The organism is Acinetobacter junii CIP 64.5, assembly GCF_000368765.1.
Classification (GTDB): Bacteria; Pseudomonadota; Gammaproteobacteria; order Pseudomonadales; family Moraxellaceae; genus Acinetobacter; species Acinetobacter junii.
This window is the reverse complement of record NZ_KB849654.1, coordinates 462,043-477,875: the sequence shown is the minus strand read 5'-3', so window position 1 is coordinate 477,875 and position 15,833 is coordinate 462,043. Positions and strand designations below refer to the sequence as shown.

The following is a 15,833-nucleotide window of genomic DNA, read 5'->3' as shown; positions in this document are numbered from 1 at the left end:
TTCTAATTGAAATTGAAGGTGAAATCTGTGGATGGATTGCTCTGCTTAATCCTAGACTTGACTACGGTGCTATAGAAATCGGTAATGTTTATTTCTCCCATAAAATGAAAAAATCGAGGGCTGCTACTGAAACTATTTTTCTAGGGGCTTAGGAAGTTAAAGAGGATTGTTACGGAGTAATTTAAGCAAATCGAGATATAAATTACCGTTCCGATGATTGAAGCGATACTCCGTTTCTTTAAGATGCAAATAAAACATCTTTTTGTCAATTCCATTAAACTTGACGAGTCGCTTTTTAGCATATCCCCAGAATGATTCTATGCCGTTAATATGACGCTCCCCGCATGCAAATTCGTTGTTCCCATGATTCACTCTTAAATGTTTGTCAAAACCAATATCAACTAAACCATCATAGCCTCTCCATCCATCTGTATTGATCACAGAATCAAGCTCTATATGCCCCCGAATAATGCCCTGTAGCGTAGCTTTGGAGCAATCAGGCACAATTTCTGTGTATACGTTTCCATCTCTTTTGAGTAGTCCAAATACAATGGTTTTTCCTGATGCACCACGTCCACGTTTTCCTCGAATACGACGAGCACCAAAGTAGGATTCATCAAGTTCAACGATACCGTTGAAAGGAGATATTTCCTCACATTGTGCCGCAATCTTTTTACGCAACCTGATGTAAATTGTATTGATGGAACGTACAGAAATATTGGTGAGTTTAGCTGTATCTGAAGCAGTTAAATCCATGGCAAAAAAGCGAATGATCTGTCTGAATTTTGCCTCTGTGATTCTTGAACGGGAATAGTATCTATTTTTTGCTTTCATATAAGGAAGTTACCATACTTTTTGATATGCTTAACTTCCTAAGCCCCTTTTCTATTATTACAACAATGTTTTAAGCAAAGATTTCTACGCATTGAGTGGAAATGTGATGATTGTAATCAACCTTCTAAAGCAGCCGCATTGCGTTTCGGGTTTCAATATGAAGGTTTATTTAGACAAGATCGAATTGTGAAAGGAAGAAATCGTAATACGGCGTGGTTTTCAATTATTGATGAAGAGTGGTCAGATTTAGAGCCAGCTTATCAACAATGGTTAAGTCCAGGAAATTTTGATGAGCAAGGTGTACAGAAAAAGCGGCTATCAGATTTTATGTGATTCAATTTAGACATTAAGCATCATAAATTGCGTATTCGATAATTGATTGACATTGAGATCGAATACACAAGTTTAGATTCTCTAAATCTTCAAATATGTCTTTTACAATCTTAACTTCTAAAAAATATTCAAAACCTTATTGTCATGTTTAATTTGTATAAGTCCTTCTTTGGGTTCTTTGACTTCAAGGGTGATAGATAGGTTCTAAAAGCCAAGGTTCAATGACATAGATTGTCTGGTCATCAGCATAATCATAAATGTTCACTAACATTTGAAATAGATGCATTTGCTATATCTTTATTATTCAAACGCACTTACATCTCCAACCCCACGACGTACGATCTCTGGGTTTTCTCCAGATAAATCCACGATACTAGTGGTAGATAAAGTACCGAAACCGCCATCAATAAATACATCTATGCGTTTGCCGAGTTGATTTTCAATATCATAAGGATCATCTAGTGGTTCTGTTTGATCAGGAAGAATCAGGGTGCTTGTGAGTAGTGGTTCGCCGAGCTCTTTTAGCAACGCTTGTGCGATAGGATTGCTAGGAATACGCAAACCAATGGTTTTTTTCTTAGGATGCATCAAACGTTTTGGAACTTCGCTGGTTGCAGGCAAAATAAAGGTGGTTACAGCAGGCGTATTATTTTTAAGCAGTCGATACATTGCATTATCAACTTTTGCATAGGTTGCAATATCAGATAGATCACAACACATAATCGCATATTGATGTTTGGGACCTAGACCGCGAATCTGTGCAATTCGCTCCATCGCATTTTTATTTCCAATTTGGCAACCAATTGCATAAGCAGCATCAGTTGGATAAACAACCACATCACCTGCACGTATACGATCTACAGCTTGAGTGATTAAACGTGCCTGTGGATTTTCAGGATGAATATGTAAGTGCAACATTATTATAACTCCCTGATCTTTATGGCTGAATTAAGTATGAAACGTGTTAAGGGGCGGATGCAAGTCTCAGATGTGATAATTTTGTCAATCAATCAAGCGATTCACGTTTAAATTCATCAAGTTGTAATGCTCGTCCATTACGCGTACACAAGCAGATATAATAAATGAAGTGTGCAGCATCACGAGGTAATTTAGACTCACCTGAAAAAAAACGTTTTACTTGATTAAAAACATTGTCTTTAAACAAAGCACCATCACCACCTTCACCAGTTAAGTTATCTAAAGAGACACGAAACTTTCGACCAAATGCAGTTGCAAATAACCATTCAATCGCTTGGGGTTTGATTTCTACTTGTTCAAAAAGCGCTTGCTGTTCCGCAGTTCGACCATCAGGTGCATACCAATAACCTAGATCAGGTAACTTTCTACGTTGTTCCCCTGAAATCGTCCAATGACTAATTTCATGTAAGGCACTATTAAAAAAACCATGAGCAAATTGGATTCGTGCAGGTAGCTGATCTGTCGCTGGGAAATATTCTGGTTCAAAATCACCTTTAACTAATGTGACATTATGGTGGGAAAACCAGTGATTAAAGTGTAAAATGAGCCAATCAACATGTTCTACTTCAGTTGTTAACTTTTGCCAAGATGAGCGTTGCACTTGATCTGGTATCAATCGAGGTAGATCAGTTGAATGGGTGCTAACAAGTGATGAAGTTGTTACTTCAGGTTGCGGCTGCAACAGGTGCATTGCTTAATTTACCCCGAGTTCTGTCTAAAGAAGTGCAAAATTGTATCTTAATCTTTGACAGAGTACCGATGAATTTGTAGAATTGCCGCCTTAATTATGTCAGCAAATACTTTTCCAAGCCAAATCGAGCCATTTAAATGGGCTGAACAGGGCTATACATGGTCAGGAATACTGCCATTGTCTCGCTTTGCTCGTATTGCTCGAGAAGCTGTTGGTTCAATTGGTGATCAATTGATCAACATAGACTGTAAGCTATCAATGGATGCCTATCATCGTATTGTATGGTTAGATGGACATATTGATACTAAAGTTCCAATGGAATGCCAACGTTGTTTGGGATCTGTTGAAATTGAATTAGTCTCAGAATTTCATTTAGCTTTAATTGATGATGAGTTACTGATAGAGCGATTGGATGAGGATGCTGATTTCATCGTTTTAGGTGAAAGTGAATCGTCGAAAAAAGGGAGTATTGATACACCTGCTTCGATTGATTTATTCGCATTGCTAGAAGATGAATTGTTATTGTTGATGCCTTTGTCTCCCAAACATGGTGTTTGTGAGCATAAACATCAACCTGCCCTTCAGGACGTTGTCGAAGAAAAGCGGGATAATCCGTTTGATGTTTTGGCAAGTTTGAAAGGCAAACTTAACTCATAACACAATTTGTGTTATCATGTTGAGTTAAGACAACTGAATTTGTTCTGATCCATTTTTCGATCTTTGTAAGGAGCCATCATGGCCGTTCAGCAAAACCGTAAAAGTCGCTCTCGCCGTGACATGCGCCGTTCACATGACGCTTTAACCGAGAATGCATTATCTGTAGACCAAACTACTGGTGAAACTCATCGTCGTCACCACGTGACTAAAGACGGTATTTACCGTGGTCGTCAATTATTCGCTAAAGCAGCTGATGCTGAATAATTGAATCATATGCATTAAGCGTTAGCTTAAAGTATAGAAAAAATGGGAGCGAAAGCTCCCTTTTTTGTTGTTTTTCGCAATTATAAAACGATTTAATCAATGTTAAATTTCCGCATCGAGAAAAAGTCTGCTGCTATTCTCATGTAGAATCATGAGAAATGATGAAACTGGCAATAGACCATTTTAAGGATTTTTATATGTCGACTAAACGACTTGAGCAGGCAGCTCAAGCAACAAAAACCGCATTTGTATTCCCAGGTCAAGGCTCGCAAAAAGTAGGTATGCTGGCTGAACTTGCTGAGCAGTTTGGTGTGATCAAAGAAACCTTTGATGAAGCATCAAATGCACTAGGTTTTGATTTATGGCATATCGCGCAAAGCGGAGAAGGTTTAGATCAAACTGAAAATACACAACCTGTTTTATTAACCGCTAGTATCGCGTTATGGCGCGTATGGTTGGAGTTAGGTGGTGTAGTACCAAAATACTTGGCAGGACACTCTCTTGGTGAATACAGTGCTTTAGTTGCTGCGGAAGCGATGACATTGGGAGATGCTGTAAAACTAGTGAATTTGCGTGGGAAACTCATGCAAAATGCAGTTCCTCAAGGTGCAGGTGCTATGGCTGCAATTCTAGGTCTTGATGATCAGAAAGTGGTTGAGCTTTGCCAAGCTGCAACAGCAAATGGTGAGGGTTCGGTTGAAGCTGCCAATTACAATGCGCAAGGTCAAGTTGTGATTGCAGGAACTGCGACTTTGGTCCAACAGGTTATCGCTGCTGCAAAGGAGCAATCAGGCAAAGCCATTGCGCTACCAGTATCTGTGCCTTCACATTGCTCATTAATGAAGCCAGCAGCAGAACAGTTTGCTGAAGCTTTGGAACAAACTGCCATTGAGCTACCACGCCTTCCTGTAATACAAAATGTCAACGCGGAAATTGCGACAGATGTTGCTCAATTGCGTCAGGCATTAACGGCTCAGTTATATGAGTCAGTGCAATGGACTCGTACCATGCAATATCTGCAAGATCAAGGTATTCAGTATGTGGTCGAATGTGGACCTGGGACTGTACTGAGTAATCTTGCGAAGCGATTACCGAACATAGAAAAAGCATTTGCGATTGATAGCAAAGCACGTATGGAAGATGCCCTAAACGCAGTATTAGTGGCAGAAGGAAAAATTGCATGACACAACAACGAAAAGTTGCGTTAGTGACAGGAGCTAGCCGAGGCATTGGCGCAGCAATTGCACAGCAGCTCATTCAAGACGGTTTTTTTGTAGTTGGCACCGCGACTTCTGAATCAGGCGCGCAAAAACTGACAGAAAGCTTTGCTGAAAACGGTGCAGGTGCTGTACTTGACGTTCGAAATGGTGAAGCGATTGATGCACTGGTAACAGATATCGAGCAAAAATACGGTTCTGTGCTAGTTCTAGTGAACAATGCTGGGATTACGAAAGATAATTTGTTACTTCGTATGTCTGAAGATGATTGGGACGATATTCTCAATATTCATCTCAAAGCTGTTTACCGTCTCTCGAAGCGTGTTTTGAAAGGTATGACTAAAGCACGTTTTGGTCGAATTATTAACATTAGTTCAGTGGTTGCACATTTTGCAAATCCAGGCCAAGCCAACTACTCAGCAGCAAAAGCAGGGATTGAAGCATTCAGTCGTAGTTTAGCTAAAGAGATGGGCAGTCGTCAGATTACTGTAAATAGTGTTGCACCTGGATTCATCGCGACTGAAATGACTGATCAGTTAAGCGAAGATGTTCGTAAAAAAATGAGTGATCAAGTAGCTTTAAATCGTCTAGGTGAGCCTCAAGATATTGCGCATGCAGTGAGTTTCCTTGCAAGCGATAAAGCTAGTTACATTACTGGTACAGTTTTACACGTAAATGGTGGTTTATACATGGCCTAAGTGGCGATGTATAAACTTTTAAAAAATTTTATATTCAATTAAACTAGTGGCAAATTAAAACGCCACAAGCAATGAGGAGAATTCCTGTGAGCGATATCGAACAACGCATCAAACAAGCAGTAGCTGAACAATTAGGTATGCGTGCTGAAGAGATTAAAAACGAAGCATCTTTCATGGATGACTTAGGTGCTGACTCTTTAGATTTGGTTGAACTTGTAATGTCTTTTGAAAATGATTTTGACATCACGATTCCAGATGAAGATTCAAATGAAATCACTACAGTTCAATCTGCAATTGATTATGTAACTAAGAAACTTGGTTAATCATATCACATGATTAAAAGCCACCTTTTTCGGTGGCTTTTTTATATGTTCAACTTTTCATATGAATAGATGTAAAAATATCTTACAAAAAAATAAACTATAAATATGAAAATAATTTATTTGAGTGTATAAATTTTATGCTATTTAAAATAATGTATTAAACCATAACAACAAAAGGGAATTTTATGAATATAGCAAACCGTATTAAAGAGATCATTATTGAGCAACTTCGTGTAAATGAAGAAGATGTTTTACCAAATGCATCCTTTACAGATGATTTAGGCGCTGATTCATTGGCTGTAGTTGAGCTCATTATGGCTTTTGAGGGAGAATTTGGTACTCAAATTCCTTATGAAGAGGCTGAGAAAATTATTACCGTTCAATCTGCAATTGATTATATGACCAATATTGTGGGAGAAAATGTTTAAATTGCTTCAAGTTTTGAACGAATTGAAAGCCGCCGTAAGGTGGCTTTTTATATTTAAAATATATAAATGTGAAAGCTTAAAATCAGTTTTACTGCATATACATATATTTACAAGACCTCGTTAAATTGAAACTCGCATGCTTTATTTTTTCGGTATAACTAATTGTAAGTCTGTTTTGACTATGCTTAATCAATAATTACAGAGGAAATAAAAAATGGGTATTTTTGATTTTGTTAAAGGCATTGGTAAAAAAAATACAGCACCAGCAGAACCTCAGCCTGCTCCAGCCACACCTGTTGAGCCTTCAGCTCAAGAAATTGCCAATAAATTATTAGGCTTGATTAAGAGTTTAGGTCTTGGTGTTGATGGTTTATCAGTAACCTATAATGGAAATACCGATACAGCCATTATTAAAGGGCGAGTCAAAAGCCAAGCAGATAAAGAAAAGATAGTTCTTGCCGTTGGTAATATTGATCATGTTGCTCAGGTCGATGATCAGATGTCGGTTGAAGTGCCTGAACCAGAAAGTAAATTCTATACTGTAAAATCAGGTGATAATTTATCTAAGATTTCTAAAGAGTATTATGGCGATCCAAACCAATACAATAAAATTTTTGAAGCCAATAAACCGATGTTAAAAGATCCTGATGAAATTTTCCCTGGTCAGGTATTGCGTATTCCGCAATAATTTGTGGGTTTTAAAAAGGCGCATTCAGCGCCTTTTTTTATAACTATTCATTGAAATATATTCAATATTTCAAACATCAAAATCGTTTTGGAATCTTTTGCCCATTTGGAACTGGTGTTTCAGCACTTTTTAATACACCAAATAGCCATGTTTCAGCATGCTGAACCGCTATTTTTAGTGAATCACCTAAGGCTAAACGTCCAGCAATGAAGCTTGCCAAAGAGCAGCCTGAACCATGATATTGACCTTCTAAACGCGGGCAACGGCTTTCAGCAATCATTTTCCCATCAGCATAGAGAACATTACGGATATGGTCAGGAGTATCTTCATGTCCACCTTTAACTAAAACTGCTTTAGCACCCATCTCAAATAATTTCTGAGTAGCGAGTTCAATATCATCCACACCAGTTAAAGCTCTCAATTCAACTGTATTGGGGGTAATCACAGTCGCGAGAGGAATTAGCTCAACAAATGCCTTTACTAATGTTGCTTGATCACCTAGAGAGCCACCACTGTTTGCGACTAAAACAGGATCAAGTACATATTGATAATCATCATGTGCTCTTAAAAATTCAGCTAATGCAGCAATATTATCGGTAGTGCCCAACATGCCAGATTTTACACATTTGATAGGTAAGTCTCCAACCACAGCATTTGCTTGAGCTAACAGCAATTCTTTTGAACTTGCTTCAAAACCAAATACTTGTTGTGAGTTCTGTATTGTCAAAGCCGTACAAGCAATTGCTGCATGTGCACCGCTTTGTCCTATGGCTTCTATATCTGCTTGTAGACCAGCACCACCTGAAGGATCTAAACCTGAAAAACATAGTACGGTAGGACGCACAGCAATTTCCTTTTGTTCTCTCAATTACGCTAGTATATGTAAGTTTCGAGAAACTCTCGACTATGTTATGTAAGGCTGTAAGAGATTGAGCGAATGGCGATCAGAAATATTTTAATTGATTTAGATGGGACTTTAACTGATCCCAAAGAAGGTATTCATCGTTCAATTCGTTTTGCACTAGAGAAACTTGGTTGTCCAATAGCTGATGAAGTAGATTTGGATTGGACGATTGGACCACCATTAAAAGGTTCCTTGGCGAGATTGTTAAACTCCCAAAGTGATGAGTTGGCTGAGCAAGCACTCGCAGCCTATCGTGAACGTTTTGCAGTGATCGGATTATTTGAAAATCAAGTCTATCCAAATGTTGCTGAGACACTCTACAAACTAAAACAACGAGATTATCAATTATTTTTAGCAACAGCTAAGCCAACAGTCTATGCGAAACAAATTTTGGTGCATTTCGAGTTGGATCAATATTTCACAGAAATACATGGTAGTGAGTTGACTGGTGAACGTACCAACAAAGCAGATTTAATTGCTTATATTCTTGAGCAAGAACAGTTGAATGCACAGCACTGTGTAATGGTCGGTGATCGTCAATATGATATTGTTGGTGCACGTGCTCATGGAATTGATACCATTGCGGTCAGTTATGGCTATGGAACACCAGAAGAACTGGCTCAAGCGCAGCCGATCACGCAAATCAATCAGTTTAATGAGCTGATTGAATGTATCGAGCAATTAAATCAACGGCGCAAAGTATCCTAATAAAAAGCCTCGATGAATCGAGGCTTTTTTTGTATTAAAGATTATGCTTTAAACGGTATTGGACGAGTTCTTCTATGCTAATCACTGTCAAGCCATGTGTTTGCGCATACGCTAACACTTGAATACCTGATGCCATAGAACCATCTGGGTTGGTTAGCTCACATAGCACACCTGCAGGTTTTAAGCCTGCCAAACGAGCTAAATCAATTGTCCCCTCGGTATGACCTCGACGGGTTAGTACACCGCCATCACGAGCACGTAAGGGGAATACATGACCTGGACGATGAAGATCACTTGCAACAGCACCATCCTTAGTTGCAGCAAAAACCGTTGTTACACGATCTTTTGCTGATACACCTGTCGTAACGCCTTGTGCTGCCTCAATCGTGACGGTAAATGCAGTTTTGAATTGGCTAGAGTTATCTATGACCATAGGTGGGAGTTCTAAATAGTCAGCTAATTGTTCAGTCAAACATAAACACACAATACCAGAACCATCACGAATCATTTGTGCCATTGTTTCGACGGTTAATGTTTCAGCAGCAATAATAAGATCAGCTTCATTTTCCCGATCAAAATCGTCCATGACCAATACAGGTTTGCCTTGGCGGATATCATCTAAAGCTTGTTGAATACGAAGTTCAGCTGGTGAGAGTGCTGAAAAGAAAAGTTCAGGTTGAATTAAACTAGACATATGAAACGCTCGCGTAATTGGGTTACGGTTGAACATTTCAGGACTGATGCAAAATAAGCGGACACCGAAACAAACCAAAGTAAGTTTCGGTGATTTCGTCTTCTTTCATCCGGACTATACCGTCGGCTTTGGTTTTTCACCAAATCTGCTTGTATATAAAAATATACAGGCTCGTGGGCTGATTAGGTCTTTGATGAGCAAAGCCTAACTTACCACCGGTGGGGAATTTCACCCCGCCCTGAAGCGATGTGATTTGATTATATCGACTTTCTATATTCTGAAAATAGTTTTTTATAGAATGAACCGTTCTATTTAAACCAGAAGATTAAGTAAGAAATCATTCACATTTTTCAATAATTCTAAGTGCTAGAATTCTTTTTGAATTACGCATACACTCCAAACATAGAACAATAAAAATGGAGATCAATAAAATGGATATTAAGAATAATATCGAGTTGGAAAACTTGGCTCAGCAACTTCACCGACCTGTGATGAGCTTAAAAGATTTTAGTTTAGTCTCGCAGCAAGATTTGGCTTGGTTGAATTAGCAATTAAAACAAACGATCGAACAAGAGAATAAAAAAATTAATCAAAGTCTCTTTAAAGTTCCATTTTTTCTAAGACCTTTATTTAAAAACTATCAACAATAGGGGCTGGTCATGACAAGATTAGCTGTTGAAGCTGAAATTATAAAGCTGGCGCATATTTTGGGTGTTTCACAAACACAGCTCAATTTTTTTAAACCCTTGGCTCCAGAGAGCCTACGTCAGTTTCGTTTTGGAATAATAGAACAATTACAAGATCAACAAAAAAACAGATTTCGCTCTCTTGCTGTATGGGTAAATTGGTTACCAAGTTGGTTAAACGTATTTATCGTAAAACGCTTTTTATCGCCATTGATTGTTGCTCAAATTGCATCGCATCTTTCTACAGAAAATTTATATCAAATCGCTAAACATTTAACACCCAAAATGCTTGCCGATATTGCAGTTTATCTTGACCCTCGTTTAGCCAGAGAATTATTGATGTTGTTAACGACGCATCAAATAAAAGATATCGCTCGTATTTTACTTGAGCAACGTGATTTTGTGACGATGGGACGTTTTGTTGGCATGTTGGCGGACGATGTTTTTCGAGATATCGCCGAAATGATTGAAAAGGAGAGCGATTTACTCGAAATCGTCTTTTATATTGAATCAAGAGAACGTATTGATCATTTAGTGCATGTCTTGCCGAAAGAGCGGATACAAAAAACGTTATTAATTATTTGTGATTCTTCTCAACGCCTCATATGGCCAAAACTCTTGGCACTTATGACGCATATTGGTTATAGCTTGAAACAAGAGCTGGGAGATTTGGCTGTTCAGCAAGGAGAAGGTGTAATTAATGCGATCATTCAAGCTACGCAGGAAGATGAGCTATGGGAAGATATGCTGCCTATGGTCGCTTGTTTGTCGAATCACGCACAGAATTTTGTAGCCAATTTACCAGCCTTGAGACAGGTTGAAATTATTCAAAGTATCGTAGCCGCAGCAGATCAGTGTAATTTATGGACTGATATGCTTGTAGTTGTTACGTTTATGCAAGATCAAGCGAGAGAAGCTGTGGCTGAGGCAATATCTCAGATTGATGAGGAGGTCTTGCATCATATCGCTTATGCATCTTTATTAAGATTACAATGGGATGTCACTTTTGACATTATTCGCCGTATGCCAATTGCAAAGCAAAAGCTATGTCAGAGCATTTTGAATGGCTACATGCAGCAGCTCGATGAAGAAACCTATCAATATCTAGATCATTTATTAGATCAATATGGTATTGGATTGAATTCGATCACTGAGCAGTGATAATCAGGCAGAGGGGAGCGTATCTCGGATAGGAACCAAGGTTTCTAATGCATGCTCATACCCACGTTCAACCAATTCATCAAGCCGATGCCAGTCAAACATTCCAATCCCATCTATGGGCATGCGTATATGTAAATTAGCGCGCTCTATTGCTGCTGCTTGAATCATTGTGTCACTAGCAAGTGTCGCTGTACGCATTAAGATTTCTGCAAGACGTGGAGCTCTTAATAATTTATCTTTAATAATTTTATTCCAGTTCAATAAGGCGCTTTGATCAGGTTCATTCAATCCAATGCCTGGAACACGAATGTCATCATGTGAACTTACGTTACTGGCAATAATCGCACCACGTTCCAAATTTTGCATAACATCAGTAGGTAAATTATTAATCACACCTCCATCGCATAATAAATTTTCATGCCACGCCACAGGTGGAGCAACGCCAGGAACACTCATGCTGGTTCCTACCCAAGTCGCAAGTTCACCTTGATCATGAATAACTGCTTCACCTGTAGAAAGATTGGTAGAAATACAGTAGAAGGTTTGTTTCAATTCTTCAATTCGACGATGCCCAAAAATAGCCTGCAAACGTGCATGAAAGCGTTGCCCACGAATCAATGAAACTTTAGGCATGATGTAGTCATTGAGGTAATTTCGAGCAACAAATGTTTCATATGCAATATGTTTCATTTCTACACTATCGAAGCCACAAGCGACTAAAGCAGAAATGAAGGCTCCCATGCTGGTTCCGCCAACAATATCAATTGGGATATGCAGTTGCTCTAATGCTCGTATCAACCCAATATGAGCAAAGCCACGTGCACCGCCCCCGCCTAAAACGAGCCCTAAGCCTTGACTAGTAATTTGTCTTGCGATCGCACGAATATCTGTTTCGGACCACGGGTGAATAAAATAATGTGCTTGAGCGCAATATAGTTTCTTCCATTGCAGAGTGTAAGGTGAGGGATCACCTTCAGAGCGTAACAACACCAGTTCAATTGGATTTTGCCAATCATATTGATTTAAGACATCAACTAAGGGGCTGTGAATCGGAGATTGATTTGCTTCCGCTAAAATTAAGATTCGGTCTGCTTGGTGCAGACAGCGCTTTGCCCATTCATCATCAGGTCGATCTGCAGCATATAATACATAACAATGCTTTTCTTCAAGAATAGCTAGCCATTGTCTTAACTTTAGATCTTCTGAACTGTAGTCTAATTTTGTTTGACTAAATCCCTCTCCAAATAAGGCATCGACATGTGCTGCAGTTACGACTCTTACATTGGGCCAACGTTTTAAATGTTCAGTCAATTGTTCTGCAAGATGAATTGCTGGAATTTGCATTGAGATTGGGATAATTGAAAGTGTCCTGCTATGGCTCATTGCGTGAATATGCTGCAATTCAGGCTGAGAACGGGCAATGATCATTTGAGATACAGTAAATAAAACTTGAGGGTGTTTTTGTAGAAACGCAGTAAACTGCTGTTGGGGAATCTCTATAAGACAAGTATCTCAAGTTGCGATTATACGGCCATGATGAGGTTGGTTGGAAATAACACCCATTTCACCAACGATTTCGTGACGACCTAGGTAAGTAGATAAATTGGTTCTTGTTGTTAATTTGACTCGTCCATGAGCAATAATATAAACATGAAGAGGGAGATCATCTAAATCATAGAGTTGATGCCCTGTTTGTAAATGCTTTACAGAGCAGAACTGAGCTAGATCTATTAAAGATTCAGGTTTTAATTCATGGAATAATTTTACTTTGCTGAGCGTTTTTATTATCCATATGCTTTCATTCAATTTATCTTTATTGTCTATTTATTTAATGAATCTGAACAATATTTTGCAAGTGAGGTTCAGTAAAACCTATCAATAGTTTGACGCATTTTTGTATTGATTTGGACATATCAGAAAATATACCCATAAAAAAGCCAGTACATGATGACTGGCTTTTTTGGGAATCTTGTTTTTTTTATTAGGCAATCTGTACAGGAATGCAGTTCGCTGTATGATTTACAGTGTTGTCTGGATTCGCATACACTAAGCGTGGCTTATGAAGATCAGCTTCTACTTCAGTAAAATCACCAAATGTAGCAATAATGACTAAATCACCAACATCAGCTTGATGAGCAGCACCACCGTTCACAGAGATAATGCCTGAATCATCTTCTCCGCGAATTGCGTAAGTTGTAAAGCGTTTACCGTTAGTTACGTTCCATACGTGGATTTCTTCGTATTCACGAATCCCTGCTAAGTCCATTAATACACCATCAATTGCACAAGAACCTTCGTAATGAAGTTCTGCATGTGTCACAACTGCACGGTGAATTTTACATTTTAATAAACGAGATAGCATGGCTAGCGTCTCCTGAGTAAGACCTAAGATGAATATCTTATGGTTGACTTGTCACGTTTCCGCAGGGTATAGGCGGTTTGATGCGCATTTTGCGCTTAAAAACACAATATGGCAAGCGTGATTGTTCAACAATTCAGTTTAAGTTTAAGCGGGTTTGTAAGCATTAATTTGATTCATCGCTTGTGAAACTTGTCCATCAACAAGCATTTTCACTTTTGAAAGCGCATGATCAATTGCTGCATCCATTAAATCTTGTTCACTGCTAGGAGCTTTGCCAAGCACATGACCAGAAACACGTTCTTTGGAGCCAGGATGTCCAATTCCAATACGTAAACGATGGAAGTTAGGACCGATATGCGGAACAATATCACGAAGACCATTATGTCCACCGTGTCCGCCACCTGTTTTTAAACGAATTATGCCAGGATCCATATCCAGTTCATCATGGGCGATTAAGATCGCTTCTGGTGTGACTTGATAAAATTTGGCAAATGGCACAACACTTTGACCTGAACGGTTCATAAATGTTGTTGGTAAGAGTAAGCGTACGTCATGACCTTCAATTTGACCACGACCAGTGAAACCATGAAACTTTGGTTCTGCTTTTAAAGAGATACCATAACGATCAGCAAGTTGTTCAACGAACCAAAAGCCTGCATTATGGCGGGTTTGGGCATATTCCTTACCAGGATTACCCAAACCAACAATTAGCGAAATATTTGACACTAATTTACGCCTTTAACACTTATGCGCGTTTGAAGTCAGCGTGCATAGGAGTGTTTTTAGCTGGGTGACGTTGTAACGCTTGGATTTTAACGTTTTCAACTTTATCACCGATCTTGATTTCGATCACTTCTTCGAAGAATTCGTTGCTTTCTAAAGCTTTAACGATTTCACGAAGTTCTAAAGTGATTGTTACAGGCTCAGCGCTACCACCGTAGATGATTGCTGGAATTTGTGAAGCATGACGAAGGCGGCGGCTCGCACCTTTCCCTTGTAGTGCAGCTTCACGTGCTTGAGCGTTTAATACGAAGTTTGCCATGGGCATATCCTCATTGAGATTATGAAACTAAACTTGCGACCAGTTTAGTGATAGAAAAACCCTAGCTAAGCTAGGGTTTAAGAAAAAAGCTGGGCTATTATAGATAACTATCGAACATAGCGCTAATAGATTCTTCGTTGTTAATACGACGAATTGTTTCAGCAACCATGCTAGCTACAGATACTTGGCGAATTTTACCTAAGTTCAAAGCTTCATCAGAAAGAGGAATCGTGTCGGTAACAACAAGTTCATCAATAACAGAATTACGAAGATTATCAATTGCTTTGCCAGATAAAACAGGGTGAGTTGCATAAGCAATAACACGGCGAGCACCAAATTGTTTAAGTGCATCGGCAGCTTTGCAAAGCGTACCTGCTGTATCTACCATGTCATCAACAATGACACAGTCACGATCTTTTACGTCACCAATCAAATGCATCACTTGTGATTCATTTGCTTTTTGACGACGTTTATCGATGATAGCTAAATCAATATCACCTAATTGTTTTGCAACAGCACGTGCACGAACAACACCACCAACGTCAGGTGAAACCACCATAAGGTTGTCATGTTGTTGTTGACGTAGGTCTGCCAATAACGCTGGCGTTCCGTAGATGTTGTCAACAGGAATATCAAAGAAACCTTGAATTTGGTCTGCGTGTAAGTCGATCATTACCACACGGTCGATCCCAACAGTTGTCAACATATCTGCTACAACTTTAGCCGTAATCGGTACACGTGCTGAACGTGGACGACGATCTTGGCGAGCATAGCCAAAATATGGAATAACTGCAGTAATACGACCAGCACTTGCACGACGCAAAGCATCTGCCATTACCAAGATTTCCATAAGGTTATCATTGGTTGGTGCGCAAGTAGATTGAACGATAAAAACGTCTTTACCACGAACATTTTCAGTAATTTCAACTGAAATTTCACCATCAGAAAACTTGCTTACAGAAGCAGCACCGAGTGGAATATGTAAATGGCTTACGACTTTTTGGGCGAACTGTGGATGAGCACTTCCACTAAAAACGACAAGATTGGGCATGAAGCACCCTTGGCGGTTGGCTTATAATGAATTTGGATGGCAGGGGCGGCTGGATTCGAACCAACGGATGGCGAGATCAAAACCCGCTGCCTTACCACTTGGCGACGCCCCTAA

The 15,833-nt window shown here is 39.2% G+C and carries 18 protein-coding genes, 1 tRNA gene, 3 pseudogenes and 1 riboswitch; of the genes and pseudogenes, 11 read left to right on the top strand and 11 right to left on the bottom strand.

Annotation, left to right across the window (positions count from 1 at the left end):
- Window positions 1–156: 156 nt before the first annotated feature.
- Window positions 157–834 (bottom strand): IS1595-like element ISAju1 family transposase, encoded by a 678-nt coding sequence (locus F948_RS03820; protein WP_004960139.1) that lies wholly within the window; start codon window positions 832–834, stop codon window positions 157–159.
- A gap of 48 nt (window positions 835–882) precedes the next feature.
- On the opposite strand from F948_RS03820, the pseudogene F948_RS03815 reads away from it, so the two are divergent.
- Window positions 883–1,167 (top strand): annotated as a pseudogene (locus F948_RS03815) (GNAT family N-acetyltransferase); the annotation flags it as partial.
- Between the two features lie 300 nt (window positions 1,168–1,467).
- On the opposite strand, the gene F948_RS03805 reads toward F948_RS03815, so the two are convergent.
- Both F948_RS03805 and F948_RS03800 read right to left on the bottom strand, forming a co-directional pair.
- Window positions 1,468–2,085 (bottom strand): L-threonylcarbamoyladenylate synthase, encoded by a 618-nt coding sequence (locus F948_RS03805; RefSeq protein WP_004914027.1) that lies wholly within the window; start codon window positions 2,083–2,085, stop codon window positions 1,468–1,470.
- Between the two features lie 88 nt (window positions 2,086–2,173).
- The gene (locus tag F948_RS03800) at window positions 2,174–2,836 is read right to left on the bottom strand and encodes an elongation factor P hydroxylase (RefSeq protein ID WP_004676481.1); all 663 of its coding nucleotides are present in this window, start codon (window positions 2,834–2,836) and stop codon (window positions 2,174–2,176) included.
- Between the two features lie 96 nt (window positions 2,837–2,932).
- Here F948_RS03800 and F948_RS03795 point away from each other — a divergent pair, with 96 nt between their 5' ends.
- The 7 genes from F948_RS03795 to lysM all read left to right on the top strand — a co-directional run bounded on the left by F948_RS03795 (window position 2,933) and on the right by lysM (window position 7,111).
- A complete protein-coding gene (locus F948_RS03795) occupies window positions 2,933–3,493 on the top strand; it encodes a YceD family protein (RefSeq protein WP_004960137.1) in 561 nt (186 codons plus the stop codon).
- Window positions 3,494–3,571: 78 nt separating this feature from the next.
- Window positions 3,572–3,757 carry a 50S ribosomal protein L32 gene (rpmF, locus tag F948_RS03790; protein WP_004638135.1) on the top strand — a complete coding sequence of 62 codons (186 nt, stop codon included), beginning with the start codon at window positions 3,572–3,574 and terminating at the stop codon, window positions 3,755–3,757.
- A gap of 197 nt (window positions 3,758–3,954) precedes the next feature.
- A complete protein-coding gene (gene fabD / locus F948_RS03785; protein WP_004960135.1) occupies window positions 3,955–4,941 on the top strand; it encodes an ACP S-malonyltransferase in 987 nt (328 codons plus the stop codon).
- The gene (gene fabG, locus F948_RS03780; protein ID WP_004682865.1) at window positions 4,938–5,672 is read left to right on the top strand and encodes a 3-oxoacyl-ACP reductase FabG; all 735 of its coding nucleotides are present in this window, start codon (window positions 4,938–4,940) and stop codon (window positions 5,670–5,672) included. The genes fabD and fabG overlap by 4 nt, the downstream gene beginning before the upstream one ends.
- A gap of 86 nt (window positions 5,673–5,758) precedes the next feature.
- Window positions 5,759–5,995, top strand: coding sequence for an acyl carrier protein (acpP, locus tag F948_RS03775; protein ID WP_004655272.1), 237 nt, complete (start codon window positions 5,759–5,761; stop codon window positions 5,993–5,995).
- Window positions 5,996–6,180: 185 nt separating this feature from the next.
- Window positions 6,181–6,423 (top strand): acyl carrier protein, encoded by a 243-nt coding sequence (gene acpP, locus F948_RS03770; protein ID WP_004676488.1) that lies wholly within the window; start codon window positions 6,181–6,183, stop codon window positions 6,421–6,423.
- A 214-nt stretch (window positions 6,424–6,637) separates the two neighbouring features.
- The gene (gene lysM, locus F948_RS03765; RefSeq protein ID WP_004914021.1) at window positions 6,638–7,111 is read left to right on the top strand and encodes a peptidoglycan-binding protein LysM; all 474 of its coding nucleotides are present in this window, start codon (window positions 6,638–6,640) and stop codon (window positions 7,109–7,111) included.
- Between the two features lie 76 nt (window positions 7,112–7,187).
- Here the strand turns inward: lysM and F948_RS03760 are convergent, their stop codons facing one another.
- Window positions 7,188–7,955 (bottom strand): hydroxymethylpyrimidine/phosphomethylpyrimidine kinase, encoded by a 768-nt coding sequence (locus F948_RS03760; RefSeq protein ID WP_004960129.1) that lies wholly within the window; start codon window positions 7,953–7,955, stop codon window positions 7,188–7,190.
- A 93-nt stretch (window positions 7,956–8,048) separates the two neighbouring features.
- Here F948_RS03760 and F948_RS03755 point away from each other — a divergent pair, with 93 nt between their 5' ends.
- Window positions 8,049–8,723, top strand: coding sequence for an HAD-IA family hydrolase (locus tag F948_RS03755; RefSeq protein WP_004960126.1), 675 nt, complete (start codon window positions 8,049–8,051; stop codon window positions 8,721–8,723).
- A 34-nt stretch (window positions 8,724–8,757) separates the two neighbouring features.
- Here the strand turns inward: F948_RS03755 and ribB are convergent, their stop codons facing one another.
- Window positions 8,758–9,417: a 3,4-dihydroxy-2-butanone-4-phosphate synthase gene (gene ribB, locus F948_RS03750; RefSeq protein WP_004960125.1), complete on the bottom strand. Its 660-nt coding sequence runs from the start codon at window positions 9,415–9,417 to the stop codon at window positions 8,758–8,760.
- Between the two features lie 93 nt (window positions 9,418–9,510).
- Window positions 9,511–9,666: riboswitch (FMN riboswitch) on the bottom strand.
- A gap of 182 nt (window positions 9,667–9,848) precedes the next feature.
- Here ribB and F948_RS16335 point away from each other — a divergent pair.
- Both F948_RS16335 and F948_RS03740 read left to right on the top strand, forming a co-directional pair.
- Window positions 9,849–10,067: pseudogene (locus F948_RS16335) on the top strand (hypothetical protein).
- A 9-nt stretch (window positions 10,068–10,076) separates the two neighbouring features.
- Complete coding sequence (locus F948_RS03740) at window positions 10,077–11,264, top strand: hypothetical protein (protein WP_004960119.1); 1,188 nt, start codon at window positions 10,077–10,079, stop codon at window positions 11,262–11,264.
- A gap of 3 nt (window positions 11,265–11,267) precedes the next feature.
- On the opposite strand, the pseudogene F948_RS03735 reads toward F948_RS03740, so the two are convergent.
- From F948_RS03735 to F948_RS03710, 6 genes and pseudogenes are all read right to left on the bottom strand, one after another.
- Window positions 11,268–13,058 (bottom strand): annotated as a pseudogene (locus F948_RS03735) (patatin-like phospholipase family protein).
- Window positions 13,059–13,245: 187 nt separating this feature from the next.
- Window positions 13,246–13,626: an aspartate 1-decarboxylase gene (panD, locus tag F948_RS03730; RefSeq protein WP_004914001.1), complete on the bottom strand. Its 381-nt coding sequence runs from the start codon at window positions 13,624–13,626 to the stop codon at window positions 13,246–13,248.
- Between the two features lie 144 nt (window positions 13,627–13,770).
- Window positions 13,771–14,352: an aminoacyl-tRNA hydrolase gene (gene pth, locus F948_RS03725; RefSeq protein ID WP_004913999.1), complete on the bottom strand. Its 582-nt coding sequence runs from the start codon at window positions 14,350–14,352 to the stop codon at window positions 13,771–13,773.
- A 19-nt stretch (window positions 14,353–14,371) separates the two neighbouring features.
- Entirely contained in the window at window positions 14,372–14,668 is a 297-nt protein-coding gene (gene rplY / locus F948_RS03720) for a 50S ribosomal protein L25 (RefSeq protein WP_004913998.1), read from the bottom strand.
- Between the two features lie 97 nt (window positions 14,669–14,765).
- Window positions 14,766–15,719, bottom strand: coding sequence for a ribose-phosphate pyrophosphokinase (locus F948_RS03715; RefSeq protein WP_004913997.1), 954 nt, complete (start codon window positions 15,717–15,719; stop codon window positions 14,766–14,768).
- 37 nt (window positions 15,720–15,756) lie between these two features.
- Window positions 15,757–15,831 (bottom strand) — tRNA-Gln (locus F948_RS03710).
- Between the last annotated feature and the right edge of the window lie 2 nt (window positions 15,832–15,833).

Coding starts and splice junctions, on each gene's coding strand:
- lysM (WP_004914021.1), top strand. CDS start 6,638: ATGGGTATTTTTGATTTTGTTAAAGGCATTGGTAAAAAAAATACAGCA.
- F948_RS03820 (WP_004960139.1), bottom strand. CDS start 834: ATGAAAGCAAAAAATAGATACTATTCCCGTTCAAGAATCACAGAGGCA.
- rpmF (WP_004638135.1), top strand. CDS start 3,572: ATGGCCGTTCAGCAAAACCGTAAAAGTCGCTCTCGCCGTGACATGCGC.
- panD (WP_004914001.1), bottom strand. CDS start 13,626: ATGCTATCTCGTTTATTAAAATGTAAAATTCACCGTGCAGTTGTGACA.
- F948_RS03805 (WP_004914027.1), bottom strand. CDS start 2,085: ATGTTGCACTTACATATTCATCCTGAAAATCCACAGGCACGTTTAATC.
- rplY (WP_004913998.1), bottom strand. CDS start 14,668: ATGGCAAACTTCGTATTAAACGCTCAAGCACGTGAAGCTGCACTACAA.
- F948_RS03800 (WP_004676481.1), bottom strand. CDS start 2,836: ATGCACCTGTTGCAGCCGCAACCTGAAGTAACAACTTCATCACTTGTT.
- ribB (WP_004960125.1), bottom strand. CDS start 9,417: ATGTCTAGTTTAATTCAACCTGAACTTTTCTTTTCAGCACTCTCACCA.
- F948_RS03715 (WP_004913997.1), bottom strand. CDS start 15,719: ATGCCCAATCTTGTCGTTTTTAGTGGAAGTGCTCATCCACAGTTCGCC.
- F948_RS03740 (WP_004960119.1), top strand. CDS start 10,077: ATGACAAGATTAGCTGTTGAAGCTGAAATTATAAAGCTGGCGCATATT.
- fabD (WP_004960135.1), top strand. CDS start 3,955: ATGTCGACTAAACGACTTGAGCAGGCAGCTCAAGCAACAAAAACCGCA.
- F948_RS03795 (WP_004960137.1), top strand. CDS start 2,933: ATGTCAGCAAATACTTTTCCAAGCCAAATCGAGCCATTTAAATGGGCT.
- F948_RS03755 (WP_004960126.1), top strand. CDS start 8,049: ATGGCGATCAGAAATATTTTAATTGATTTAGATGGGACTTTAACTGAT.
- fabG (WP_004682865.1), top strand. CDS start 4,938: ATGACACAACAACGAAAAGTTGCGTTAGTGACAGGAGCTAGCCGAGGC.
- acpP (WP_004676488.1), top strand. CDS start 6,181: ATGAATATAGCAAACCGTATTAAAGAGATCATTATTGAGCAACTTCGT.